Annotated in this window: 22 protein-coding genes and 1 riboswitch; of the genes, 10 read left to right on the top strand and 12 right to left on the bottom strand. The window is 66.3% G+C overall.

Annotated elements, in window-relative coordinates:
- Positions 1 to 211: 211 nt before the first annotated feature.
- Together E3O67_RS11520 and fbaA are read right to left on the bottom strand one after the other, a co-directional pair.
- Positions 212 to 781 carry a DUF6264 family protein gene (locus E3O67_RS11520; RefSeq protein WP_134433070.1) on the bottom strand — a complete coding sequence of 190 codons (570 nt, stop codon included), beginning with the start codon at positions 779 to 781 and terminating at the stop codon, positions 212 to 214.
- Positions 782 to 793: 12 nt separating this feature from the next.
- Entirely contained in the window at positions 794 to 1819 is a 1026-nt protein-coding gene (gene fbaA / locus E3O67_RS11515; RefSeq protein WP_134433068.1) for a class II fructose-bisphosphate aldolase, read from the bottom strand.
- Positions 1820 to 2064: 245 nt separating this feature from the next.
- On the opposite strand from fbaA, the gene glpX reads away from it, so the two are divergent.
- Complete coding sequence (gene glpX / locus E3O67_RS11510; protein WP_241979395.1) at positions 2065 to 2997, top strand: class II fructose-bisphosphatase; 933 nt, start codon at positions 2065 to 2067, stop codon at positions 2995 to 2997.
- 117 nt (positions 2998 to 3114) lie between these two features.
- Here the strand turns inward: glpX and rmuC are convergent, their stop codons facing one another.
- Together rmuC and E3O67_RS11500 are read right to left on the bottom strand one after the other, a co-directional pair.
- Positions 3115 to 4512, bottom strand: coding sequence for a DNA recombination protein RmuC (gene rmuC / locus E3O67_RS11505; protein WP_135102748.1), 1398 nt, complete (start codon positions 4510 to 4512; stop codon positions 3115 to 3117).
- A gap of 67 nt (positions 4513 to 4579) precedes the next feature.
- A complete protein-coding gene (locus E3O67_RS11500; RefSeq protein ID WP_135102747.1) occupies positions 4580 to 5197 on the bottom strand; it encodes an exonuclease domain-containing protein in 618 nt (205 codons plus the stop codon).
- A gap of 98 nt (positions 5198 to 5295) precedes the next feature.
- On the opposite strand from E3O67_RS11500, the gene ychF reads away from it, so the two are divergent.
- Positions 5296 to 6369: a redox-regulated ATPase YchF gene (gene ychF / locus E3O67_RS11495; RefSeq protein WP_135102746.1), complete on the top strand. Its 1074-nt coding sequence runs from the start codon at positions 5296 to 5298 to the stop codon at positions 6367 to 6369.
- Positions 6370 to 6482: 113 nt separating this feature from the next.
- Positions 6483 to 7250 (top strand): hypothetical protein, encoded by a 768-nt coding sequence (locus tag E3O67_RS11490; RefSeq protein WP_135102745.1) that lies wholly within the window; start codon positions 6483 to 6485, stop codon positions 7248 to 7250.
- Between the two features lie 922 nt (positions 7251 to 8172).
- Here the strand turns inward: E3O67_RS11490 and E3O67_RS11485 are convergent.
- The 4 genes from E3O67_RS11485 to E3O67_RS11470 form a co-directional block, all read right to left on the bottom strand.
- Positions 8173 to 8736, bottom strand: a complete 564-nt coding sequence (locus tag E3O67_RS11485; protein ID WP_134433057.1) for a hypothetical protein — start codon at positions 8734 to 8736, stop codon at positions 8173 to 8175.
- 697 nt (positions 8737 to 9433) lie between these two features.
- The gene (locus E3O67_RS11480) at positions 9434 to 10180 is read right to left on the bottom strand and encodes a hypothetical protein (protein ID WP_135102744.1); all 747 of its coding nucleotides are present in this window, start codon (positions 10178 to 10180) and stop codon (positions 9434 to 9436) included.
- A 274-nt stretch (positions 10181 to 10454) separates the two neighbouring features.
- A complete protein-coding gene (locus tag E3O67_RS11475) occupies positions 10455 to 11228 on the bottom strand; it encodes a hypothetical protein (protein ID WP_135102743.1) in 774 nt (257 codons plus the stop codon).
- Between the two features lie 478 nt (positions 11229 to 11706).
- Positions 11707 to 12192 (bottom strand): 2'-5' RNA ligase family protein, encoded by a 486-nt coding sequence (locus tag E3O67_RS11470; protein ID WP_135102742.1) that lies wholly within the window; start codon positions 12190 to 12192, stop codon positions 11707 to 11709.
- A 53-nt stretch (positions 12193 to 12245) separates the two neighbouring features.
- Between E3O67_RS11470 and E3O67_RS11465 the strand changes: the two genes are divergently transcribed.
- Positions 12246 to 12821, top strand: coding sequence for an HhH-GPD-type base excision DNA repair protein (locus E3O67_RS11465; protein ID WP_135102741.1), 576 nt, complete (start codon positions 12246 to 12248; stop codon positions 12819 to 12821).
- 2 nt (positions 12822 to 12823) lie between these two features.
- The gene (locus E3O67_RS11460) at positions 12824 to 13216 is read left to right on the top strand and encodes a phage holin family protein (RefSeq protein ID WP_135102740.1); all 393 of its coding nucleotides are present in this window, start codon (positions 12824 to 12826) and stop codon (positions 13214 to 13216) included.
- Positions 13217 to 13395: 179 nt separating this feature from the next.
- Here E3O67_RS11460 and E3O67_RS11455 read toward each other — a convergent pair whose 3' ends face one another.
- Positions 13396 to 13800, bottom strand: a complete 405-nt coding sequence (locus E3O67_RS11455) for a hypothetical protein (protein WP_135102739.1) — start codon at positions 13798 to 13800, stop codon at positions 13396 to 13398.
- Positions 13801 to 14081: 281 nt separating this feature from the next.
- Here E3O67_RS11455 and E3O67_RS11450 point away from each other — a divergent pair, with 281 nt between their 5' ends.
- Together E3O67_RS11450 and E3O67_RS11445 are read left to right on the top strand one after the other, a co-directional pair.
- A complete protein-coding gene (locus E3O67_RS11450; protein WP_134433043.1) occupies positions 14082 to 14921 on the top strand; it encodes a bacteriorhodopsin in 840 nt (279 codons plus the stop codon).
- 120 nt (positions 14922 to 15041) lie between these two features.
- Complete coding sequence (locus tag E3O67_RS11445; protein WP_198417218.1) at positions 15042 to 16295, top strand: FAD-binding domain-containing protein; 1254 nt, start codon at positions 15042 to 15044, stop codon at positions 16293 to 16295.
- A 22-nt stretch (positions 16296 to 16317) separates the two neighbouring features.
- On the opposite strand, the gene E3O67_RS11440 is transcribed toward E3O67_RS11445, so the two are convergent.
- A complete protein-coding gene (locus tag E3O67_RS11440) occupies positions 16318 to 16662 on the bottom strand; it encodes a LysR family transcriptional regulator (protein WP_134433041.1) in 345 nt (114 codons plus the stop codon).
- A 197-nt stretch (positions 16663 to 16859) separates the two neighbouring features.
- Positions 16860 to 16957: riboswitch (glycine riboswitch) on the top strand.
- Positions 16958 to 17141: 184 nt separating this feature from the next.
- On the opposite strand from E3O67_RS11440, the gene gcvT reads away from it, so the two are divergent.
- Genes gcvT through gcvP form a run of 3 tightly spaced genes read left to right on the top strand, consistent with a single transcriptional unit; the run spans position 17142 to position 21702 of the window.
- Positions 17142 to 18296 (top strand): glycine cleavage system aminomethyltransferase GcvT, encoded by a 1155-nt coding sequence (gcvT, locus tag E3O67_RS11435; protein ID WP_135102738.1) that lies wholly within the window; start codon positions 17142 to 17144, stop codon positions 18294 to 18296.
- Positions 18297 to 18321: 25 nt separating this feature from the next.
- A complete protein-coding gene (gcvH, locus tag E3O67_RS11430) occupies positions 18322 to 18693 on the top strand; it encodes a glycine cleavage system protein GcvH (protein WP_135102737.1) in 372 nt (123 codons plus the stop codon).
- A gap of 30 nt (positions 18694 to 18723) precedes the next feature.
- The gene (gene gcvP, locus E3O67_RS11425; protein WP_135102736.1) at positions 18724 to 21702 is read left to right on the top strand and encodes an aminomethyl-transferring glycine dehydrogenase; all 2979 of its coding nucleotides are present in this window, start codon (positions 18724 to 18726) and stop codon (positions 21700 to 21702) included.
- 114 nt (positions 21703 to 21816) lie between these two features.
- Here the strand turns inward: gcvP and E3O67_RS11420 are convergent, their stop codons facing one another.
- Positions 21817 to 22587, bottom strand: a complete 771-nt coding sequence (locus E3O67_RS11420) for a CPBP family intramembrane glutamic endopeptidase (RefSeq protein ID WP_241982137.1) — start codon at positions 22585 to 22587, stop codon at positions 21817 to 21819.
- Positions 22584 to 22976, bottom strand: coding sequence for a thiol-disulfide oxidoreductase DCC family protein (locus E3O67_RS11415; RefSeq protein ID WP_134433033.1), 393 nt, complete (start codon positions 22974 to 22976; stop codon positions 22584 to 22586). The genes E3O67_RS11420 and E3O67_RS11415 overlap by 4 nt, the downstream gene beginning before the upstream one ends.
- Between the last annotated feature and the right edge of the window lie 212 nt (positions 22977 to 23188).

Genomic DNA, 23188 nt, shown 5'->3' with positions numbered 1-23188 from the left:
AGGGCCTCCTGGAAATCGAGTGAGTGTGGTTACCCACTTCGATACCGGAGGTCCTCGCCCATTTAACTCAAGCCACGCCGTTCACAACCTCCTTGGGAGTTACAGCTAGGCATCGGCCTGCCGCCGTCACCACGAAGGCCCCCGTCACTCAAATCGATGATCTGAGTGACGGGGGCCTTCGTTTGTGCCGGACCCGGCGGAAAAGTAGCGCTTACAGCTGGCCGTAGACGTCCATCAGGTTCGGGTCGTTCAGCAGCGTCGGGTCGGTGGCCAGAACCGCGGCGGTGAACGCGATGAACACCACCACGGACAGCACCGCGCCGATCAGCGGCGCGTAGAACGCACGCTTGCCCCGGACCAGTAACAGGATTGCCCCGGCCGCCGCGGCCAACCAGACCAGGGACACGCCGACGATTCCGGCCGCGACCAGCCCGGTCACGGAGGGATCGGGCTCATACGCGGCAAGGTTCAGCTGGGCGTGGAGCAACTGGATGGACTCGGTCATCATCGTCAGCATGCTGACCGCGAAGAACGTGGAGAGGAGCCCCAGGACAAGCAGGCTCAGAGTCACCGGCCGGTCCCAGGCCGGTGCGGTTCCGGCCGGGCGCGCGGCCTTCTCCGAGGCCGCGGACGGTGCCGGAACAGACGGCGCGGCGAGCGTGCGCTCATCCGGGGTGGGAGTCCAACTCCAACCCTCGGGCGCAAGCTCGCCGTACTGCGGACGCGGCCGGGAATCCTCCGGAGGGGTTCCCGAAGGAGTCGACGAAGAATTCTCGGCCATCGTCATCCGCTGCTAGCTGTTCGAGTGGCCGGCGGAGCCGAGCTGGCGGGTGGCGTCGGCGACGCGAGCGGCCATGGCCGTCTCGGCAACCTTGCCCCAGGCGCGCGGGTCGTAGACCTTCTTGTTGCCGACTTCGCCGTCCACCTTGAGCACGCTGTCGTAGTTGCTGAGCATGTAGCCGGCGACGGCGCGGGTGAACGCGTACTGGGTGTCGGTGTCGATGTTCATCTTGACGACACCGTTCGCGACGGCCTCGGCGATCTCGGCGTCGGTCGAGCCCGACCCACCGTGGAAGACCAGGTCAAGCGGCTTCGGGCCGGTTCCCAGCTTGGCGGCGACGCCGTCCTGGATCTCCTTGAGGAGCTCCGGGCGCAGCTTGACGTTGCCGGGCTTGTAGACGCCGTGCACATTGCCGAAGGTGAGGGCAGCCATGTATCGGCCGTTCTCGCCCATGCCAAGGGAGTCGATCATCGAGAGGGCGTCGTCGAGAGTCGTGTACAGGTTCTCGTTGATGTCGCCCTCGACGCCGTCTTCTTCGCCGCCGACGGCGCCGATCTCGACCTCGAGGATGGCGTTGATCGCCTGGGTGCGCTTCAGGATGTCCTTGGCGATTTCCAGGTTCTCGGCCAGCGGGATGGCGGAGCCGTCCCACATGTGCGACTGGAAGATCGGGTTGCGGCCGGCCTTCACCTCTTCTTCGGAGGCGGAGATGAGCGGAAGGACGAAGTCCTCGAGCGCGCCCTTGGGGCAGTGGTCCGTGTGGAGTGCAACGGTAATGGGGTAATTGTCGGCGACGGACTGCACGAAGCGCGCCATCGCGAGCGCACCGGATGCGCGGTTCTTGACCGTGTGGCCGGCGAAGTAGTCTGCGCCACCGGTGGTGACCTGGATGATGCCGTCGGAGCCGGCTTCGGTCAGGCCCTGAAGGACGGCATTAATGCTCTGAGAGGACGAAACGTTGAACGCCGGGTAGGCGAACCCCTTCGTCTTGGCCTTGGTGAGCATCTCGGCATACTGGTCTGGGGTTGCGATGGGCATTGTTGAGTCTCCTCGATTGAACCGTTTCGGTCCTCTCATCCTACCGAGGTGGCTCTCGGCACGTGCCAGCGCACGCGACCACCTCCTCGATGAGGAGCGGGCGCTAGGCTGAAGGAGGCAGTACCGAAACCGGTGCCGGCCCAAAGATGGGCCTTGCCACTGCAGCACTCTTCGTCCGGGAAGGACCATCTGTGAACAGCCCCGAAGTCGCCCCCAATTTCACTCACCCCGACCGCAACCTCGCGATGGAATTGGTGCGGGCCACCGAAGCCGCAGCGATTCGCGCGGTTCCGTTCATCGGTCGCGGCGACAAGAACGCTGCAGACAAGGCCGCCGTCGACGCCATGCGCGTCTTCCTCGGTACCGTTAACTTCGACGGACTCATCGTCATCGGCGAGGGTGAGAAAGACGAAGCCCCCATGCTCTTCAACGGTGAACGCGTCGGCAACGGCACCGGACCGGCCTGCGACATCGCGGTCGACCCGATCGACGGCACGAGCCTCACGGCCGCCGGTCGCCAGAACGCCCTCTCCGTGATCGCGGTCTCTTCCCGGGGCACCATGCTCGACGCGTCATCCGTGTTCTACATGGACAAGATCGTCACGGGCGGGGCCGGCCGCGGAGTCGTCAGCCTTGACGCGCCGATCGGTGACAATATCCGCGAGCTCTCCCGCGCCACCGGCAAGCCGGTCGGCGAAATGATCATCGCGGTGCTTGACCGTCCCCGTCACGCCGAGCTGATCGACGCCATCCGCAGCGCCGGAGCCGGCACCCGGCTGATGAGCGACGGCGACGTCGCCGGCGGCATCAATGCGGCTCGCTGGGAAACGCGCATCGACATGTGCGTCGGCAAGGGTGGCAGCCCCGAGGGCATCACCACGGCCTGCGCGCTCAAGGCCATCGGCGGCTACATGCAGGGGCGCCTCGCCCCGAAGGACGAGGCCGAGCGCGCGGGCGCCATCGCGGCCGGCCTGGACGTCGACAAGCTGCTTGAGCTCGACGACATGGTCAGCGGCGACAACACTTTCTTCGTCGCCACCGGCGTGACGGATGGCGGACTCGTCGACGGCGTGCGCCGCCAGGGCCCGATCATCCGCACCGAGAGCATCGTGCTGCGCGCGAAGTCCGGCACCACGCGTCGCGTGATCGGCGAACACCTCGCCTCGAAGTGGCTCTAACCCGTCGGCTCTAGTCGCTTGACACTCGGGCCTGCGCGGCCCGTAAACTTCGTGCGGGTCCTCACCGAGTGTCGCTCGAAACGCTGAGAATCGCCGTTCGTACGGCGATTCTCAGCGTTAAAGGCGACTCTCGGCATCGGTTAATCGGTCAGGCAGCGACGCGGCTTCGCGGGCTGCGGTTTCCAGTGCGGCGGTCTCCAGTGCCGCGGTCTCCAGTGCCGACACGAACTCCCAGGCGGCCAGTTCCCGCGGGGCGTCTTCGACGCCGACCAGCGGAGCGAGCACCTTCGACTCGTCGAGAGCGTTGAGCTTGCGCGCGGTGGGCAACACCTGGCGTTCCATCGAACCGACGAAGCCGTTGTAGTCCTTCACCGTGCGCTCGATCGACCGCCCCAGTTTCTCGATGTGCGTGGCCGTGGTGGCCAGGCGCCCGTAGAGTTCCCGGCTGAGGTCGAACAGGACCTTGGCGTCATGCGTGAGCACGTCTTGCTGCCAGGTGAAGGCCACCGTCTTGAGCACCGACCACAAGGTCACCGGGGAGGCCAGGGCCACCCGCTTGGAGAACGCGAACTCCATGATCGAGGGGTCGGCCTCCAGCGCAGAGGACACCAGAGACTCGCTCGGGATGAAGGCGATCACAATCTCCGGGGACGCCTCCAGGCCCTGCCAGTAGGCCTTGCCGCCGAGCGTGGTGATGTGGTCGCGCACGGCCTTGACGTGCGCCTTCAGGTAGGTGGCCCGCTGGGCGCCCAACTCTCCGGTGGCGGTGACCGGGATCTGGCTGGCTTCCAGGAACGCCGTGAACGGCACCTTCGCGTCGACGGCGATGTTCTTGCCGCCGGGCAGGTGCACGACCATGTCGGGCCGGCCGGCGCCGGCATCGGAGGTGATGCTCGACTGCACGTCGAAATCGACCCGCTCGATGAGGCCGGCGGCCTCGACCACGCTGCGAAGCTGGGTCTCGCCCCAAACACCGCGCGTGTTGTTGGCGCGCAGGGCCGACGCAAGCGACTCGGCGGTGCTCCGCAGACGTTCCTCCGATTCGGTCGCCGACCGCAGCTGCTGGCTCAGCTGGCCGTGTTGCAGGCTGCGCTGGGCCTCCAGCTCGGCGACTTTCTGCTGCATGTCCTGCAGGCTCTCCTTGACCGGGGCGAGGGCCTGCAGCACCTTGCTCTCCTGCTTCTGCTGTTCGGTGCGCGCCTCCTGGTCGTCGCGCTGTCGATCGCTCAGCTCACGGTACTGCCGTCCCGCATCGACGACCTGATCGCGCAGGGCGTCGACGGTGGCCTGCACCGAGGCCAGCTCTTGGCGCAGGATGGACTGGATGCCGGCCTCCCGGGCGCGCACCTCGGCCAGCACCACCTGGTGGCGGGCCTCGGTCACGAGCGGGTCGTCGGCGCCGGACACCCCCTTCCTGCGACGCTCCGCGGCACGCGCCGTAAAGACCACCGTGAGCAGGGTGCCGAGCAGGGCGCCGACGACAAGGCCGAGAAGAAGACTGAACCAGGAATCCATGGTTCCACTCTGTCAGTGGCGACCGACATCGCCCGAGGCGGCGCCGGGTCGGGTGCCCGGAGGGTGCCTAGTTGAGTGCCATCGGCCCGTGCGTGGCGGACTTCTCCATCATGGCGACCGGACCGATGGCGCCGATCTTCACACCGGTGATCTGCGCCAGCTCCTCGATGGTGCCGGCCCCGTGCCGATGGGCCGCGTGGATCATGATGGCCGCACAGGCCTCCGCGTCGGCCAGGGCGTCGTGATGGGCAAAACCCTCGAACCCGGCGGCCATCGCGGCCACCGGGAGCCGGTAGGAGTCGAGGTGGTAGGTGCGGCGGGCCACCTGCAGGCTGCAGACGTAGGTGAAGTCGGGCACGACGAGCCCGGCGACCGTGGAGGACGTCTTGATGACACCCAGGTCGAACCCGGCGTTATGGGCCACAAGGTGGTCGTCGCCGGCGAAGGCGACAAGGTCGGGAAGCTGCTCGGACCAGGTGGCCGCACCCGCGACATCCGTCGGCCGGATGCCGTGGATCTTGATGTTCCAGGCCAGGAACATGTCGTGCCCGACGGCCGGCTTGATGAACCAGGCGACCTTGTCGACCACCTTGCCGTCTCGAACCTTCACCAGCCCCACCGAGCACGCCGAAGCGCTGGAGGAGTTGGCGGTCTCGAAGTCGATGGCGGTGAAGTTGACTGGCACCGCTTCATCCTGTCACGGGCCGCCGACGCCGCGTCCCCGTGGGCCGACCGGACCAGGGCCGACCGCGCCCCTGGTCGCAGGCGGTACGCTTGACTCCCGTGGCTCTTACTATTGCAATCGTCGGACTGCCCAATGTCGGCAAGTCCACCCTCTTCAACGCGTTGACCAAGAACAATGTGCTCGCGGCGAACTATCCGTTCGCCACCATCGAACCCAATGTCGGCATCGTCAACCTGCCGGACTTCCGGCTCGCTGAGCTGGCCACCATCTACGACAGCAAGACCCTGCTGCCGGCCCCGGTGTCCTTCGTCGACATCGCCGGTATCGTGCGCGGCGCCAGCGAGGGGGAGGGGCTCGGCAACAAGTTCCTCGCCAACATCCGTGAGGCCGACGCCATCGCGCAGGTCATCCGCGGGTTCGCCGACCCCGACGTGGTGCACGTCGACGGGGCCGTGAACCCGGCCGGCGACATGGAGACCATCAACACCGAGCTCATCCTCGCCGACCTGCAGACCCTCGAAAAGGCCGTGCTGCGGTTTGAGAAAGAGGTCAAGGGGCGCAAGCTGCCCCCCATCGTGCTCGAGACCGCGCTCAAGGCGCAGGCCATCCTCGACGCCGGCCAGCCCCTATCGTCGGCGACGCTCGACATCGAGCCGATCCAGGAACTCGGGCTGCTCACCGCGAAGCCGTTCATCTACGTCTTCAACGTGGACGAGGCTGTGTTGCAGGATGCCGAGAAGCTCGCCGCCCTGGCCGCGCTGGTGGCCCCGGCCAACGCCGTGTTCCTCGACGCGAAGCTCGAATCTGAGCTCAGCGAACTCGACGCGGAGGACGCCGCCGAGATGCTGGCCTCGACTGGCCAGGCCGAGAGCGGGCTCGACCAGCTCGCCCGCATCGGCTTCGACACCCTCGGCCTGCAGACCTACCTGACGGCCGGCCCGAAAGAGTGCCGTGCGTGGACTATCCACAAGGGCTGGTCCGCCCCGCAGGCGGCCGGTGTGATCCACACCGACTTCCAGAAGGGCTTCATCAAGGCAGAGATCTTCTCCTTCGAAGACCTGATGGAGGCCGGCTCCGTGGCGGAGGCCCGCTCGAGGGGCAAGGCCCGTATTGAGGGCAAGGAGTACATCATGCAGGACGGCGACGTGGTGGAATTCCGCTTCAATAACTAGCCGCCCGTGCTATTGGCGCTCCCGAGGGCCAGTTCGGAGTAGGACGCCGGTTCGGTACCTAGGCTTTGGATCGCCCTTGACTACTCACTGAGTACTCAGGTAAGGTAGCTTCTATGAATGAACGCTCCGATCGCCGCCAGACGCTTTTGATCACGCAGTCCGATGCCGCCCTGCGAGCTGGGGTGAGCCTGGCTACCTGGAGGCGTTGGGAAGAGGACCCGGACGGTGTGAGCGCTAAGACCCGTTCGACGTGCGAACAAGTACTAGAAGACGAATCCAGCCATTCGCAGGCGCTGGCCAAATCCGCAGAGGCATTTGAGCGCTCCTGGTCGAGTTGTCACTATTTGTCTCCGAGACAGGCGTACGCCATCGCGTCCGTGCTCGATCTGTGGGCCGACGGAGAAATTCAAGATTGGCTTCGAGCGCCGACCGAGCCTCTGCATACGATCTCCCCGTTCGCGTCGTTTGACCGCCGTGTCCTATTCCATGTACATGAGAACCGGGCTTGGGTCGAAAGCGTTCGCGAGCGTTGTTATGCAGTCTCTGACGAGATAGAGCGCGGAGTACTTCCATTTGACCGGGAAGGTGCATACATGGATGAGTTGCTAGTCGCCGCCTCGCTCTCGGAGGCAGAAACGATGATGAACGACATGCCCGATCTCTTCCGGCAACTCGAGCCACGAAAGGACTCTGGATCTGAGGACGACCACACGTCAGGCGACGACGCCTGGGGGTCCGTGAGTGATGCGTTCGACGACCGGTGCCGTTGGGATGAGTGGGAAGTCCCTATATTTAGGAATCACCCGTTCCTGCCAGCATTTATTGCTGCGCGGCACCCATTCACTTGGTTCGACGTCGTGCCACCTTCTGGTCGGGGGTAATGCAGCTTCTGCAAGGACAGCTGGAGGTCAAGGCTTCGACGACGACGAGGAGACCAGGCTGGTCGCGCAAGGCATCTTCTCCCAGGTGGGTCGGCTGACCGGCCTATGAAACACCGGATGTTAATGTGCCTGGAGCCGGGCTTTCAGATGTTTATCCGTGACGGAACGTGGTCGAGTTCCGCTTCAACGTCTAGCCCGTTTCGGGCTGCTCCTAGCGCGAGGCTCGTCTCCGCCCAGCGCCGCGATCGCCGAGATCGACAGTTCCGGTCGAGTTCGACAGGCACACCTGGCGAACTCGAGCGCATCCGTCGAAGTCGGCAAATTGATTTTGCGAGCCTCGACGTTCGCGGGCGTTATCCACTTCGGTCGATCCAGCCGCGGGGTCCGCTCTGGCCTTTCGCTCTCACGGAGAGACCGTCCGGCAGAAACCTGGTTTGCGCCGTAGCCGACCGGCTCGAGGACATGCTGGCGGACACGCTCTCGCTTGTTTTCGAAAGTGAGGAGCCCACTCGAGCAGTGTGGTGTGGGCCGGGTTCACCAGCTGTACCGGGCGCCGGATCGACGCGATCTTAGTTGAGGTCTACGAAAGCGGCACGGCAGGGGGATGCTCATCGTGCAACCGTACGAGTCCAAGGGCCTGCTGAAGAAGCGCAACGTCCCGGTGGGAGAGCCGGGCGTGCGTGAGCGAGGGCGTCCGCCGCCGTTCTGCACGGTGCCGCTCGTGGCTTTCGACAGCGGAAGCCCGCTGACATGGAACTCGTCGCACGATGCGCACCGGGCACGAAGACCCACTTTGACTCGGTCACCATGGCGCAGGCGCTTAAAGCGTCGCGAGTTGGCGGCCCAGGGCGCTCGAATCTGGTCCTGACACCGGCGCCGATTGCTGATGTTGAGCGCCCCCTGCTGCTCGAAGCGCGGGCTCTCATGCACCCCAGTTCGGCGAGGGCGTCGTGAGCTGTGTGATGGGCCCGAGTGGGTCGCGAGCGAAGAGCTGGACTGAAAACGTAAGCTCGGATCCCACATAGTCATCGGAGGGTGGGAGCGGCACAAACCCAACGCCGATGTGAAGTTCAGACTGGCCTGCCAACGGGTGCCGGAACGAGGTGTCGGGATATCGCGCCTCGAGGTCTGCTGCACTGTCCCCGACGGCGATTCCGTCGACTGTGCTGATGCGAACGCCGTTCACAGCCTCGGATGACACCCGCACCCACGTATTTGAACTGAATGGTGGCATCCCTCCCGTCAACGGGTCGTTGAGGAGGAAGCCGCCCCATTCGTACCTTGTCGTCGGAGGCACGTCGTTGCGGCCCTCGAAATTGTCCAGGATCGGCGCGCTTCCCAGAGCCTGGGACAGCCCGGCGACCACCTCGCTTGCGGGCTGGAAATAGTCGAACGTGGACAGAGTCTTCCCCGATGCATCGCGGAGCTCGATTGACGTAGCACTGACGAAAATATCCGTTACTGCTTCTGGCGCGGGGGAACGCACCGCTGTAGTAGAGGCCGGCGGCGTTGCCGTCGGACTCAGGGTGCCCCGGACGGGATTCCATGGACCCGCACACCCGGTGAGCAGCAGAACGCTGACAACCAAGACCAGCGCTGTGAGCGCTGTGCCGCACCCACCCGACACACTGCGAAGAGTCATATTTCCCCCAAAGCCATCGGCAGATAACTGCCTTCGGGTAAATCTTGGCACAGGTGTCCGTTGGGGCATCGGGGTCTACCGCCAGAGGAAGTGGGGAAGAAACAACCCAACGACGCAATCAGTGTCGGCTGACACATCGCGGCCGGCGGTTGTCAGGTTTTTCGGCTACGGAACGTGGTCGAGTTCCGCTTCAACGTCTAGCTCGTAGTCCCGGCTGCAACTGTTCCTGTTTCGGACAATTGTGGCCGGCGCACCGGCAGCAGTTGTCCGTTCCGGCAACAACTACCCTGATCTCGTGGGTGAGCACCTCTCTCGTGGACTGCGGGCCCGCATGCGGCAGCAGAGTTTCCGTCTCGCTCAGGTGTGATTTACCTCCTCTTGGCCGGCTGGACGGCCTATTTTCGCGTCATGCACTTCCCGGTCAGCTGGCGCAGTTCCGCTTCAACGTGGAGCCCGCAGTCTCATAGACCCGGGACGACTCTCGCGATAGGCGCAGCAGCCGGCGGGGTTGGGCAGACCCTTTCACGGGGTGTGTGGCGGCTCAGGCGCCTGAATCCACCGAGGGGACATAGAAGTGGGTGATCGGACCGAGTGGATCGTCGGCGATGAGGACCACTGACAATGTGCGGTCTTGTCGGTCTGATGATGGTGTGCAGGGTGGAAGTGAAACATGACCCACGACGATGCGGAGCTGGAGCGGGTCATCCGTGGGCTGGCCAAGCGAAGAGATGTTCCACGAGGAATCGGGATACTGGGCTTCAAGTTCAGCGGCGTTGTCTCCGACGGCGATTCCGTCGACTGTGCCGATGTGGACCCCGTTCACGGTCTCGGCTGACACTGCGAAAGTGGTGTTCGGGCAACGAGGTGCATTCGGGCTATCCCAATCCCGATCCCAATCCTGCACGACAAAATCGCCCCAGGAGTAGGTGATTTTCGGATGCCGCTCGTCGCCCAAGGTATCGAATATTGGCGCGCTGCCCAGGGCCAACGAAAGTGCAGGGACCAACTCGCTGGCGGGCTGGAAATAGTCGAATGTGGACAGGGCATTGCCCGATGCATCCCGCAGCTCGATCGACGTCGCACTGAGGAAGATGTCCGTCACTTCGGCTGGATCGGGCGGCGACACCGATTGAGTTGGTGTCGGTGCCGCCGTGGGCATTGCCGTCGGGCCGGGAGTGCGGGGGATGGGAACTGCTGGACCAGAACAGCCGGTCAGCAGCACCGCGCCAAAAGCGAGGAGCAGGGCTGAGAGGACTGCGCCCACACCAGACACGCCGTGATCGGCCATGGTTTTCCCCCAGAGTCATCGGACGCATAGCGCCCTCGGTACATCGTTACACAGACGATCAGATATTCCTCAGGAGTGGGTTGGTGTTGCCGTCTCAAGGTCACGCTCTTTGGTTCCGGAACGTGGTGGAGTTCCGCTTCAACGTGTAGCTTCGCTTCGCTGTGCCGGGCGCAATTGTCGCCGATTCGGACAATTGTGGCCGGTGCGCGGGGCACAGTTGTCCGTTCCGGCAACAGTCGCCCTGATCTCGTGGGTGAGTTCCTCTACCCGGGCCTCACCCGCCCCAGTTCGGCGAGGGGGAGCGGAACTCGGTGATCGGACCGAGTGGATCGGCGGCGAGGAGCCAGACTGAAAACGTCAGTTCTGACAGGGAATCCATGGGTGGGAGCGGCACGTGACCAACGAAAACGTCAAGTCTGCTGCCTTGTGGGTTTGCGGTGTCTGGGTATCGTGCCGCGATCTCTGCGGCGTCATCTCCAACAGAGATACCGTCGACGGTGCTGATGTGAACACCTTTCACGGTGGACGAGGAAACTTTGACCCAGGTGTTCGGTTCATGTGGTGACGTCCCGCCTGGCACACCGTCCATGAGGACGAAATCGCCCTCTGGACCAGGCGACTTAGGGTCTGCGGGCAGGATATTGCTCCAGATGTACCCGGTTCCCGGAGGCACTTCGCTGCCGCCCTCGTAGCGTTCTGAGATCGGTGCGCTTCCGAAAGCCGTGGACAGGCCGGCAACCAACTCGCTGGCAGGCTGAAAATAATCGAACGTGGACAGAGACGTGCCGGACGCATCTCGAAGTTCGAGCGATGTCGCAGTGATGAGGAGGTCCGTCACAGGGGCCGGAGTTGACGGACGCGCCGCTTCAATAGGGTCCGGCGTTGCCGTTGCTGGCGCCTTCGGCGGCGCCGTTGATGTTGCCGTCGGGCTTTTGCCGCCGAGGACGGGATCCGGCGGTCCGGAACATCCGGTCAGAAACAGACCCGCAACCAGAAACAGTACTGCCAGCGTTTTGCCGAACTTACCTGAGACGTCGTGAACGGTCACACTTCCCCCGATGTCGCCTGGATCTGACTGCTGTCGGGACATCGTTGCACAGATTACGTGGCGGCGGCCCTCGCAGGCGGGGCCATGTCTTTCGGTAACGGAATGTAGTGAAGTTCCGCTTCAACGTGTAGCCGGGTCCCGCCCGCGTAGTTCCTGCCCAAGCCTGCCCCTGTTCGTGTCGGCGCCCAGTGGTTTCAGAGGCGCGTTCGGTGCGCTCGACGCTTTCGGAGCGGGCTCAGGCATCGGGCCCCTGGAGGAAAGGGCAAGGAAATGAAACCGGCGACGCCTGCCGCTCAACCGGACGGGACGCGCAGCACCACGTTGCCTCTCTTGTGGCCGGCCCTGACGTAGCGGTGGGCCCTCGCGGGGGACGGGCATCGAGTTCGACACTCGCGGTCGAGTTCGAGCGGCATGCCTCTCGAACTGGACCGGTGCTGTCGAACCCGGCGCGCAATCCTCTGCGCCGGGACGACAGCTCTCAGCTCGGAGCCGGCAGGGGGAACGTGGCGAGCACCGTGCGGCCGCCCGCCGCCGCGCGGGGCGCCATGTCCACCAGGGCGATCTGGGTGAGGGTGAGCGCCTCACCCTCGTGCACGCGGACGCCGTTCTTGATCGTGATGTGGGCCCGGAAGCCGGGACCCGTGAACGCGGGTTCATCCGGGGAGGACGCGAACGGCCGAACGGCGTCGGCCAGTGCCCGGTGCAGCTCGGTCAGGCCCGGGTTCTCGGCGACGAGCGTCACCGGAACGTCCTCGCGCCGCCCGAACAGCGCGTCGGCGCCCGCGACTGCCGTCCGGGCGGTGCGGCCGACCGCCGTGACCGCGATGACACCGGCGATGACGGATGCCGCAGCATCCGTGTGAAAAGGCGGCAGAACGGTGATGTGCAGCGGCCAGTCCGCCACCGGGAAGCTGTCTCCGGTGCGCAGGGGCGTGAGCGGGAGGACGACGACGAGGCGGGACATGCGCCGATTCTAGGGGAGTCCCGCGGGTGCGCCGCCAGTGACACAATGGGCGCATGATGCTGAACCTCACCGGCGATACCGCCGCCGACGCCCTGCTCAGCGACGACCCCTTCGCGCTCCTCCTCGGGATGCTGCTGGACCAGCAGATCGCGATGGAGACCGCGTTCGCCGGGCCGGCCAAGATCCGCGACCGGATCGGTACGCTCGACCCGGCGACCATCGCCGCCTTCGACGCCGACGCGTTCGTTGAGGTCTTCCGGGCCACGCCGGCCGTGCACCGCTATCCGGGGTCGATGGCCGCGCGCACGCAGACCCTCGCGGGCGTCATCGCCACCGACTGGAGCGGCGCCGCCTCCGCCCTGTGGACGACCGGCTCCCCGGACGGCGCCGAGATCCTGCGGCGCCTGAAAGCGCTCCCGGGGTTCGGCGAGCAGAAGGCGAAGATCTTCCTGGCCCTGCTCGGCAAGCGGCAAGGCCTCACCGCGCCGGGTTGGCGCGAGGCATCCGCTCCCTACGGCGAGGACGGCTCGCTCCGATCCGTCGCCGACATCGTCGACCCCGAATCGTTGGCCCGGGTGCGGGAAACCAAACGCGCGGCGAAGGCCGCGGCGAGATCCGAGAAGGAGTAGCCATGGTGCGTCTGCTGATTCGCACGGCCGTCTTCCTCGGCTCCGCCGCGATCGGCCTGTGGGTGGCGTCGCTGGTACTCGAGGACTTCACCCTCACCTGGCAGGGCTTCGTCGTCACCGTGCTGGTCTTCGCCGCTGCGCAGAGCATCCTGTCGCCCTTCATCATGAAACTGACCGCACGCAACGCGCCGGCATTCCTGGGCGGGGTCGGGCTGGTGTCGACATTCGTGGCGCTACTGATCGCATCCGTCGTCGCCAACGGGCTGGTCATCACCGGCTGGCAGACCTGGATTCTGGCCACCCTGGTGGTGTGGCTGGTCACGGCCCTCGCGACCGTGACCTTGCCGCTGCTGTTCCTTCGTCGGGTGGCCAAGCAGGCCGGTGCTCGCGGATAGCGTGCCGCCGACCACGCCAAGGAGCGTGCAGTGGGTCCCCAGTACAGCGAGCAGACTTGCGATTTTCTCGAGGAGCCGGAACACCGCAACAAGGCGGGCGGTTCAAAGTGCACAAGCCGGCTGACGTGCCGCGCGAGACCGTGACGCCGCGTCCGGGCCCCGGGCAACTCGAGGCCGACTCAGAACAGGTTCCCGGTTCCCATGTGCACGGGCTGGCCGACCGCGAACGTGCGCGTGTGGAAACGGCCCCTGGTGGCGTAGCACTGGGCGAGGATCACACTCGACGGGGCGTGCGCGTCGGACGCCTCGACGAACACCGCGTCCGAGCGCTCGCCGTCGAGGCTGAGGTAGCCGTCCCAGGCGAACGCGACCCGATCGAGGTCGTTCTGCTCGCGCACGAAGTGCCGGCCGGCGGCCACCATCGCTTCGAGTCGGCCGACTTCGAACCGGTGAAGGTCGCGATCGCCGTCCTTTTCGATCACCGCGAACGGAATCAACGGGCCGCCTCGGGGAACCACGGAACTGGTCGCATGGTCGATGGCGAACAGAGCCAGGTTCATCAGGCCATCCGAGGTTTCGCGCATGCCCAGAAGTTATTGCGGTTGGCCCGGTGCTTCCCGCCCACGAACGGGGGTGAATTCGAGTGAGACAGGCCGGCCAGCCGCACCCAGCCGGGCGGCCGCGAATTCACTGTCTGATCGGTGTGGATACTCCCTGCTAAGACTCAGGGAACTCGTACTAATTTCCTAGTAAGCAACCGAACAGGCAATTCGGAACCTGAATAGTCAAGCAACACAGCAAGGCACGTCCGCTGCTATTCCTGTGATATTCCCCTGTGCTTTTTCGCTCATCCGGAGGATAAAAAGTGATTCCTGATTCCCTCACTCAAATTCAATACGACACCGTGTACAACGTGTTTTCGCTCGTCATCGCTTCACAGCTCTTCACGGCGATCTTCATCATCGTTTCCCTCAAGCGGATCCTCCCGCGCTACCGGCAGGCGATGACTGTCGCGGCCATTGTGTGTGCGATTGCCGCCTATCACTATTTCCGCATCTTCGACTCCTTCAAGGCGGCCTTCGTAACCGAAGCCATCGGTGGTGCGGGCGACTATGTGCAGGTCGCCGGGGCATCCTTCAACGAGGGCTACCGCTATGTTGACTGGCTGCTCACCGTTCCCCTGCTCCTGCTCGAACTGATCGCGGTTCTCGCCCTGGCCCGCAAGGTCCAGACCAGCCTCCTCTACCGGCTCATCCCGGCATCGGCGCTGATGATCATCCTCGGTTACCCCGGTGAGCTCAGCGGCGATAACGCTGTGCGTGGCATCTTCGGTCTGCTCTCGACCATCCCGTTCGCGTACATCCTCTACGTGCTGTTCGTCGAACTGACCAAGTCTCTCGACCGCCAGCCCGCAAGTGTCCGCCGCACGATCAGCCAGCTGCGCCTGCTGCTGCTGCTGACCTGGGGCGTCTACCCGATCGCCTACCTGCTGCCCATGCTCGGCATCGACGGCTCGGATGCCTGGGTCGGCAAGCAGGTCGGCTACTCCATCGCCGACATCCTTGCCAAGGCCCTCTACGGCCTGATCATCTACAAGATCGCGCGGATGAAGTCGTTCGCGGACGACCCGGCGTTCGCCCGCCTCGAGCTGTCTGTCGATGAGGCCGACGAGATGATCTCCAGCACGAACGCTCGCCGGAACTAGGCCTACTCGGCGTCCTGCTCGCAGCCACCGGGCCTGGGCCGGTCGTGATCCTTGTGATCGCTACCGGCCCAGGCCCGTTTTCACTGTCCGGTCACTGTCAGGCAGAGTCTAAAATCAGGTGTGCTCATCCCCCTGGACGACGGAACCGCGGATGCCATCGTGCGCCGCCACCTGAACCACTTGGTCGACGACGAGGTGCGGGCGAGTCCCGATATCCGGGGCGGCCAGACCAGCGCCGACCGTGCCCTGGCCGGTTTCTCGGTCTCGGGATACGCGGCCAGGCGCAGTCAGGTGCTGCCGGAAACCGCCCGCGGGGCATCCCGGCTCTCGCCGTACATTCGGCATTCCCTCCTGCCGCTGCGGCGGGTGTGGCAGCACGTGGCGGATGGACCGGCCCGGGACGCCCGAAAATTCCGGGACGAGTTGCTCTGGCAGGAGTACGCCCGGCATCTTTATGCGCGGGTGGGTGTCGCCCTGCACCGGAACCTGCGTTTCGCGGCACCCTGGGACGGCGAATTCGAACCCGAGGCCTGGCCGCGACGCATGCACTGCGTCGATTCGGTCCTGTCGGAGTTGGAAACCGACGGCTGGCTGGTGAACCAGACGCGGATGTGGCTGGCTTCGCAGTACACGGTCCGGTCCGGCGCCGGTTGGCATGCCGGCCAGGAAGTGTTTTATCGGCACCTACTCGACGGCTCCCGTGCGGCCAACCTGCTCGGCTGGCAGTGGACCGTGGGCGCCGGCACCGGCGCTCCCTACGGCTTCGCCCGTTGGCAGGTGGAGAAACGGGCCCCCCAGCTCTGCCGGGCCTGCCCGCTCGCCCGGTCCTGCCCGATCGAACAGTTCCCGGCGGATTCCGCACCGCCGCGGGTGACGGATGCTCCGGGAAACCTCACGCACGATCCGCACCTGTCCGCCACCAGCGGACCCGCCAGCGTTCTGCGGCGCCGCGCTGCCCGGTCGGTGCTGTTGACGGTGGACTCCCTTGGTGACGCCGATCCGGCCCTCCGCGCGCATCCCGAGCTTCCGGCCGTCTTCGTCTTCGACGAGCCGGCCCTGGCCCGGCTGCGGCTCTCGAGCAAAAGACTGATCTTCACGGTGGAGACCCTGCAGGACCTGGCCCGGCGCCGCGAGGTGATCGTGCACCTGGGCGACCCGCGAGTGATCGTTCCGGGTCTCGACGCAGCGGTCACGTTCGCGCCGGTGCCCAGCTTCACCCGCTACGCGGAGGGGGCGGCCGAACTGCATCCGTGGCCGTGGCTGGTGGCGCCGCACAGCGGCTCGGTGGCCAGCTTTTCGGCCTGGCGACGGGCCTTGGTCGACGTGGTCGGCGACGATCGACCAGTGGACACGGGGCGTCTGCCCGGACTCTAAATGCCGAGGGCGAGCGTGCGGGCTAGCGACCCTGGCGGCGCTTCCCCGGACGCGGCTGGCCCTTGACCTCGGGCGCGCGGCCCTTGCCCTTGGCGGCCTTGGCCTTGCCGCCGGCGGGGAGCGGCGGCTTCCAGGGTTCGTCCGCCGCGGCCAGCTCGGTGCGGGCATCCGTCAGAAACAGGTTGCCCGCCGCGGTCAGCCGGGTGGTCTCCGTGGTGCGGTCGATCAGCACGACGCCGAGGTTGGCCTCGAGTTTCGCGATCGAGGAGCGCAGCTTGGGGGTGGAGACATTGAGGTTCATCGCGGCGCGCGGGAAATGCAATTCCTCGGCGACGGCGATGAAATGCCGGAGGAGGGTGAGGTCCACGGAACGCCTTTCTTCGTGCGCCGCACGATTCGCGGGCAGGCTCACTAGGGTACGCGTTCCCGCTGCGGGCGGCGGCGGGAGGCCCCGGCAGCGGACGCAGCGCACCGCCGGGCCCGCACAGGCTAGGCTGTGAGCGCACACGCGCACCCACTCAGAACCCGGTTGCGACGTGTCCCTCAAGTGAATACCGGGCCATCAAGGTCGATGCGGGAGAGTTCGGTGCCGCTAGGCAGCCGAACACCGAAGGAGCAATCCTCCCCGACAATCTCTCAGGTACTCGTACCGCATCGGACTGGCCACTCTGAAAAGTAGTCGCGGCACCGCAGCGACTCGCCCATGGTGAAAGTCGCACCCGACCAGCGGATGCGGTGAAGCTCTCAGGCCGAAACGACAGAGGGGGAGTTCCCAGGGGTTCGGTCGCTCGATCGCGCCCCGGAGATTCTCGCTCGGCCCGCGGCCGACGACAACCTGGAGAACTCATGACCTCGGACACTGACGCCCACACTGATTCCACCCCCGCGGTGGAGCGATTCTCCCCACTGCACCAGGCGCACGTCGACGCCGGTGCCGGCTTCACGGACTTCGCCGGCTGGCAGATGCCGGTGCGCTATTCGAGCGATCTCGCCGAGCACCACGCGGTGCGCACCAGCGCAGGCATCTTCGACCTCTCGCACATGGCCGAGATCGTGGTCGCCGGGCCGGACGCCGCCGCGTACCTCGACTACGCCCTGGCCGGCCGGCTCTCCGCGATCGACATCCTGCAGGCCAAGTACAGCCTTATCCTGAACCGGGCCGGCGGCATCATCGATGACATCGTCGTCTACCGCACGAATGAGAACGAGTTCCTCGTCATCGCCAACGCGGGCAACCGCTTCCAGGCCTTCGAGGCGCTCACGGCCCGGGCCGCCCGCTTCGACGTCACCGTCACCGACCGGAGCGACGACGTCGCCTTGATCGCCGTGCAGGGTCCGAATTCGCGTGCCATCCTCGAGGCCACCGTGGACCTCACGGTCGACGGTGAGCTGTCCGCGCTCAAGTACTATCGCGCTCTGGGCGGCACCTTCCAAGCCGGCAGCGTCCTCATCGCCCGCACCGGCTACACCGGTGAGGACGGCTTCGAACTCTACGTCGACGTGCCGGATGCCGCGGCGCTCTGGGATGCGCTCCGCGCCGCGGGAGCGTCGTTCCACCTCGTCCCGGCCGGGCTCGCCAGCCGCGACACCCTCCGCCTCGAGGCCGGCATGCCGCTGTACGGCCACGAGCTCAACACCACCACCTATCCGGCGCAGGCCGGGCTCGGCCGCGTCGTCAACCTCGCCAAGGAGGTCGACTTCATCGGCCGCGAGGCCAGTGAAGAGGGTCCCAGCGCCGAGGCGCGCGTGCTCGTGGGGCTGGCGTCGGCCGGCAAGCGTGCCGGGCGGGCCGACTACCTGGTGTATCGCAGTGCAGACGCGACCGTGGCCGACGGCGTGATCACGAGCGGGGCCCTGTCGCCGACGCTCGGACATCCGATCGCCATGGCCTACGTGGCGCCCGGGCTGGCGCGCCTCGGCACCGAGGTCTTCGTTGACGTGCGCGGCACCCGCGTCCCCGCAACCGTCACCGCCCTTCCGTTCTACAAACGCCAGAAGTAATCCACCCCTCGAGAGGAACGCCCCCATGGCTGAACAGTCTGAACTCCAGTACACCGCCGAGCACGAGTGGATTCTCGTCGACGGCGACACCGCCACCGTCGGCATCACCGCCTACGCCGCCGACAAGCTCGGCGATGTCGTCTTCGTCGAGCTGCCCGATGTCGGAAGCGATGTCGCGAGCGGCACCGTCGTCGGCGAGATCGAGTCCACGAAGTCGGTCGGCGAGCTCTTCGCCCCCGTCACGGGCACCGTCGCCGAGACCAATGACGCCGTCGTCGACAGCCCGGAGCTCGTCAACAGCGACCCCTTCGGCGACGGCTGGCTGATCAAGGTCACGTTCGCCGAGCTCCCTCCCCTCCTTAGCTACGCCGAATACTCCGCCCTCATCGGCGAGTAACGAAAACGAAAAGCGCAGGTTCCCGCACCCATGTCACAGCCCTTCACCCAGCGCCACATCGGCACGGATGCCGACGCACAGTCCCGCATGCTGTCCATCCTCGGTTACGACTCGGTTGACGCCCTCGTCAACGCGGCCGTGCCCGAATCAATCCAGGTGGACCAGTTCCGCACCATCGGTGACAGCACCCTCCCGCCCGCAGCCACCGAGCGTGAGGCCATCGCGGAGCTGCGGGACCTTGCCGGCCGCAACACCGTGAAGCGCTCCATGATCGGGCTCGGCTACTACGACACGGTCACCCCGGCCGTGATCAAGCGCAATGTGTTCGAGAACCCCAGCTGGTACACGGCCTACACGCCGTACCAGCCCGAAATCTCGCAGGGCCGCCTCGAGGCGCTGATCAATTTCCAGACCATGATCGCGGACCTGACCGGACTGTCCACGGCCAACGCGTCCATGCTCGACGAGTCGACCGCCGTCGTGGAGGGCATGCTCCTCACCCGCCGGGCGTCGAAGTCGACGTCGACCCGGTTCATCGTCGACGCCGACGCTCTGCCGCAGACGAAGGCGCTGCTGGGCAATCGTGCGGCCGCCCTCGGGATCGACCTCGTGGAGGTCGACCTGGCGGGGGTCTCGACAGGCTCGACCACCGGAGGCGGCTCGACCACCGACCTCGGCGAGTACTTCGGTCTGTTCGTGCAGTACCCCGGCGCATCCGGTCGGGTCTGGAACCCGGCCGGCGTCGTCGCCGCCGCGCAGGCGCAGGGTGCACTGGCCGTCGTCGCCGCCGACCTGCTCGCCCTGACCCTGATCACCTCGCCCGGTGAGCTCGGCGCCGACGTGGCCGTGGGAACCAGCCAGCGTTTCGGCGTGCCGATGGGCTTCGGCGGTCCGCACGCGGGCTACATGGCCGTGCGCAAGGGCCTCGAGCGTCAGCTCCCCGGCCGCCTGGTCGGCGTCAGCGTGGACGCGGCCGGCCACCCGGCCTACCGGTTGTCGCTGCAGGTGCGTGAGCAGCACATCCGTCGGGACAAGGCCACCTCGAACATCTGCACCGCCCAGGTGCTGCTGGCCGTGATGGCCGGCATGTACGCCGTCTACCATGGGCCCGACGGACTCCGGAAGATCGCAGCCCAGGTGCACGAACGCGCCGGGCAGCTCGTCGTCGCCCTCCTCGCCGCCGGCGTCGACGTGGTCACCGCGACCTTCTTCGACACGGTCCGGGTCTCCGTTCCGGGTCGTGCCGCCGACGTCGTCACCGCCGCCGCCGCCAACGGCGTCAACCTGTACCTCGTCGACGCGGACACCATCGGCATCGCCGTCGACGAGACGACGACCCTCGCCGATCTCGCCCTCGTCGTCGGCGCGTTCGGGGGCCGGGACGCCTTCGGCCTGGTCGACTTCAGCATGGTCGAGGCCGGCCTGCCGCCCGAGCTGCACCGCACGAGTGAGTTCCTCACCCACGCGGTGTTCAACACGCACCGCTCGGAGACGAGCATGATGCGCTACCTCAAGCGCCTCGCCGACTTCGACTACGCGCTCGACCGCGGCATGATCCCGCTCGGCTCGTGCACCATGAAACTGAACGCGGCCACCGAGATGGAGGCTGTCAGCTGGCCCGAATTCGGCGGGTTGCACCCATTCGCTCCACGCGCCGACGTCGAGGGCTACCTGGAACTGATCCGGCAGCTCGAAACCTGGCTGACGGATGTCACCGGCTACGACTCGGTGTCGCTGCAGCCCAACGCGGGCAGCCAGGGTGAACTCGCGGGGCTCCTGGCCATCCGCGGCTACCACCTCTCCACCGGCGACACCCAGCGCACGGTCTGCCTGATCCCGTCCAGTGCGCACGGCACCAACGCGGCATCCGCCGTACTGGCCGGGATGAAGGTCGTGGTCGTCGCCTGCGACGAGCTCGGCAACGTGGACCTGGACGACCTGCGGGCGAAGATCGCCGAGCACGCCGAGAACCTCGCTGCGCTGATGATCACCTACCCGTCGACGCACGGCGTCTACGAGCATGAGGTCGGCACCATCTGCACGGCCGTGCACGACGCCGGCGGCCAGGTCTACGTCGACGGCGCCAACCTGAACGCCCTGCTCGGCTTCGCTCGGTACGGCGACTTCGGCGGCGACGTGTCGCACCTCAACCTGCACAAGACGTTCTGCATTCCTCACGGCGGCGGCGGACCCGGCGTCGGTCCGGTCGGGGCCAAGGCGCACCTCGCGCCGTTTTTGCCGGGGCATGCCCTGGCCCAGAGCGACGAGCACTACCTGCTCGGTGCCGGCGACGCCGTGGGCGACGACGGTGCCGATGGCGCTGCCGGCGGTACGGGCGGTGGCACGATCGGCCGCACGGTCGTGCACGCCGGCGGGCCGGTCTCGGGGGCGCCGTACGGCAGCCCGAGCATCCTGCCCATCTCCTGGGCCTATGTGCGCATGATGGGTGCCGAGGGTCTGCACGAGGCCACCGGCGCCGCGGTGCTCGCGGCCAACTATGTGGCCAAGCGGCTCGAGGCGCACTACCCGGTGCTGTACTCCGGCGACAACGGACTGGTCGCGCACGAGTGCATCCTGGACCTGCGCCCGCTCACCGAGGCCACCGGGGTCAGCGTGGACGATGTGGCCAAACGCCTGATCGACTATGGTTTCCACGCGCCGACCATGAGCTTTCCGGTGTCCGGCACGCTCATGATCGAACCCACCGAGAGCGAGGATCTGGGCGAGATCGACCGGTTCGTCGAGGCCATGATCGCGATCAAGGCCGAAGCGGATGCCGTGGCCGCCGGCCGCTGGCCTGCCGAGGACAACCCGCTGCACAACGCCCCGCACACCGCGCAGTCCGTGATCGAGGGGGAGTGGACGCACGCCTACGACCGCGAGACCGCCGTCTACCCGGTGCGCAGCCTCATCCGTGGCAAGTACTGGCCGCCCGTGCGCCGGATCGACAACGCCTTCGGCGACCGCAACCTGGTCTGCGCCTGCCCGCCGCCCGAGGCCTTCGAGTAGAACGCCCCGCTCCCTAACGAATTCGACGGAGATTTTGCCCATTCGGCCGGGTTTTGGCCCGATTGGCGGCTTTCTCGGCACAATCTCCGTCGAATTCGCACGCCCGCCGGCAGGTCAGGCGGCGGGGGTGAGGAGCCCGGGCCACCAGGCGAGGGCGAGCGGATACCCGACGAAGGAGACGATGTCGAGGATCCAGTGCGCGATCACCAGCGGCATTGTGCGTCCCCAGCGCAGGTAGCACCAGCCGAACAGCACTCCCATGGCCGCATTGCCGAAGAACGGGCCGATGCCCTGGTACAGGTGGTAGCTGCCGCGCAGCAGCGCCGAGGACACGATTATCGTCCAGGTCGACCAGCCCAGCTCGCGCAGCCGGGTGAACAGGTAGCCGACCACGATCAGCTCCTCCACCAGCGCCGAGCGCAGCGCCGAGAGCACCAGGATCGGGACCGTCCACCAGAACGTGTCGAGTGGCGACGGCACGACCGCCACGGTGGAGCCGAGGGACCGCCCGGCGAGGTAGAGCCCCAGGCCGGGGATGCCGATCACGAGCACCAGCCCGAAGCCGCGCAGCAGGTCGCGGCCCGGCTGCGTGAAGTCGAAGCCGAGTCGCCGGAACGAACTCTGCCCCGGCAGCCACAGCAGGTAGAGCACCAGGGCCACCGCGAACAGGGCGAAGAAGATACCCAGGAACTGATAGGTGAAATCGAGCCATTCCCGGGACGACTGCGACCCGTTCAGGGTCGCGGACTGCTCCGAGAGCGGTCGGGTGTCGGTCAGCCGGGCGATGATCGACACGATCGAATAGAGGGCGGATGCCCCGAGCGAGAGCCCGAGGACGATCCCCACTTCCCAGCGGAATGCGGTGTGTGGGTCGCGCAGGGTCACGCGCCGGGCTTCATCCGGCAGGCCGGCGTTCCCCCGGGCAACCGGTGGCGATAGCGCGCCACGAACCGATAGCCCACTTCGGCCGCCCAGGACCACGGCGGAACGGTCCCCAGCCAGCCCAGGGCACGCAGCGTCGCATTCGGCTGGTGCCGGAGCAGGGCGGCGACGGCCGCGGCGCCGCCGTACTGGTGGCCGTCGACGATCAGCCAGACCCGGGACTGGGCATCCTTGGTCGTCAGCGCATAGGAGGCCAGGTCGGTCCACTGATAGGGGGCGGATGCCGGCATGCCGGGAAGCAGTCGCTTCATGGTGTTCACGGAGGTGGTGCAGAACGCGCAGTCGCCGTCGAAGATCAACAGCGGAGGACGGGCGGAAGCGGTGACGGTCATCCTTCGATTCTCTCACTGCCCGGAACGTGCAGGTTGCTGTATTCTGCAGAGGGATTGCGCGCAAGAACCTGCTGGGGCGCAACTATCCTGCGCAGTTTGTTTCGCATGTGTAACGTTTCGGCAATAGATTATGCGAAGTGCGCGACCGCTCTTTAGGGTCGAAATATCCGAGATGTCTGCGTGCCCACAGGCCGCGCGGTATCTCCCTGCTT

This window comes from Cryobacterium sp. TMT3-29-2 (genome assembly GCF_004564305.1).
GTDB lineage: Bacteria > Actinomycetota > Actinomycetes > Actinomycetales > Microbacteriaceae > Cryobacterium > Cryobacterium sinapicolor.
Note: the sequence above shows the minus strand (reverse complement) of the source record. Positions and strands in the feature narration are given on the sequence as shown.

Excerpts from the sequence above, each read along its gene's own strand:
- E3O67_RS11520 (WP_134433070.1), bottom strand. The coding sequence starts at position 781 with ATGGCCGAGAATTCTTCGTCGACTCCTTCGGGAACCCCTCCGGAGGAT.
- fbaA (WP_134433068.1), bottom strand. The coding sequence starts at position 1,819 with ATGCCCATCGCAACCCCAGACCAGTATGCCGAGATGCTCACCAAGGCC.
- glpX (WP_241979395.1), top strand. The coding sequence starts at position 2,065 with ATGGAATTGGTGCGGGCCACCGAAGCCGCAGCGATTCGCGCGGTTCCG.
- rmuC (WP_135102748.1), bottom strand. The coding sequence starts at position 4,512 with ATGGATTCCTGGTTCAGTCTTCTTCTCGGCCTTGTCGTCGGCGCCCTG.
- E3O67_RS11490 (WP_135102745.1), top strand. The coding sequence starts at position 6,483 with ATGAATGAACGCTCCGATCGCCGCCAGACGCTTTTGATCACGCAGTCC.
- E3O67_RS11480 (WP_135102744.1), bottom strand. The coding sequence starts at position 10,180 with ATGGCCGATCACGGCGTGTCTGGTGTGGGCGCAGTCCTCTCAGCCCTG.
- E3O67_RS11470 (WP_135102742.1), bottom strand. The coding sequence starts at position 12,192 with ATGTCCCGCCTCGTCGTCGTCCTCCCGCTCACGCCCCTGCGCACCGGA.
- E3O67_RS11465 (WP_135102741.1), top strand. The coding sequence starts at position 12,246 with ATGATGCTGAACCTCACCGGCGATACCGCCGCCGACGCCCTGCTCAGC.
- E3O67_RS11460 (WP_135102740.1), top strand. The coding sequence starts at position 12,824 with ATGGTGCGTCTGCTGATTCGCACGGCCGTCTTCCTCGGCTCCGCCGCG.
- E3O67_RS11455 (WP_135102739.1), bottom strand. The coding sequence starts at position 13,800 with ATGCGCGAAACCTCGGATGGCCTGATGAACCTGGCTCTGTTCGCCATC.
- gcvT (WP_135102738.1), top strand. The coding sequence starts at position 17,142 with ATGACCTCGGACACTGACGCCCACACTGATTCCACCCCCGCGGTGGAG.
- gcvH (WP_135102737.1), top strand. The coding sequence starts at position 18,322 with ATGGCTGAACAGTCTGAACTCCAGTACACCGCCGAGCACGAGTGGATT.
- gcvP (WP_135102736.1), top strand. The coding sequence starts at position 18,724 with ATGTCACAGCCCTTCACCCAGCGCCACATCGGCACGGATGCCGACGCA.
- E3O67_RS11415 (WP_134433033.1), bottom strand. The coding sequence starts at position 22,976 with ATGACCGTCACCGCTTCCGCCCGTCCTCCGCTGTTGATCTTCGACGGC.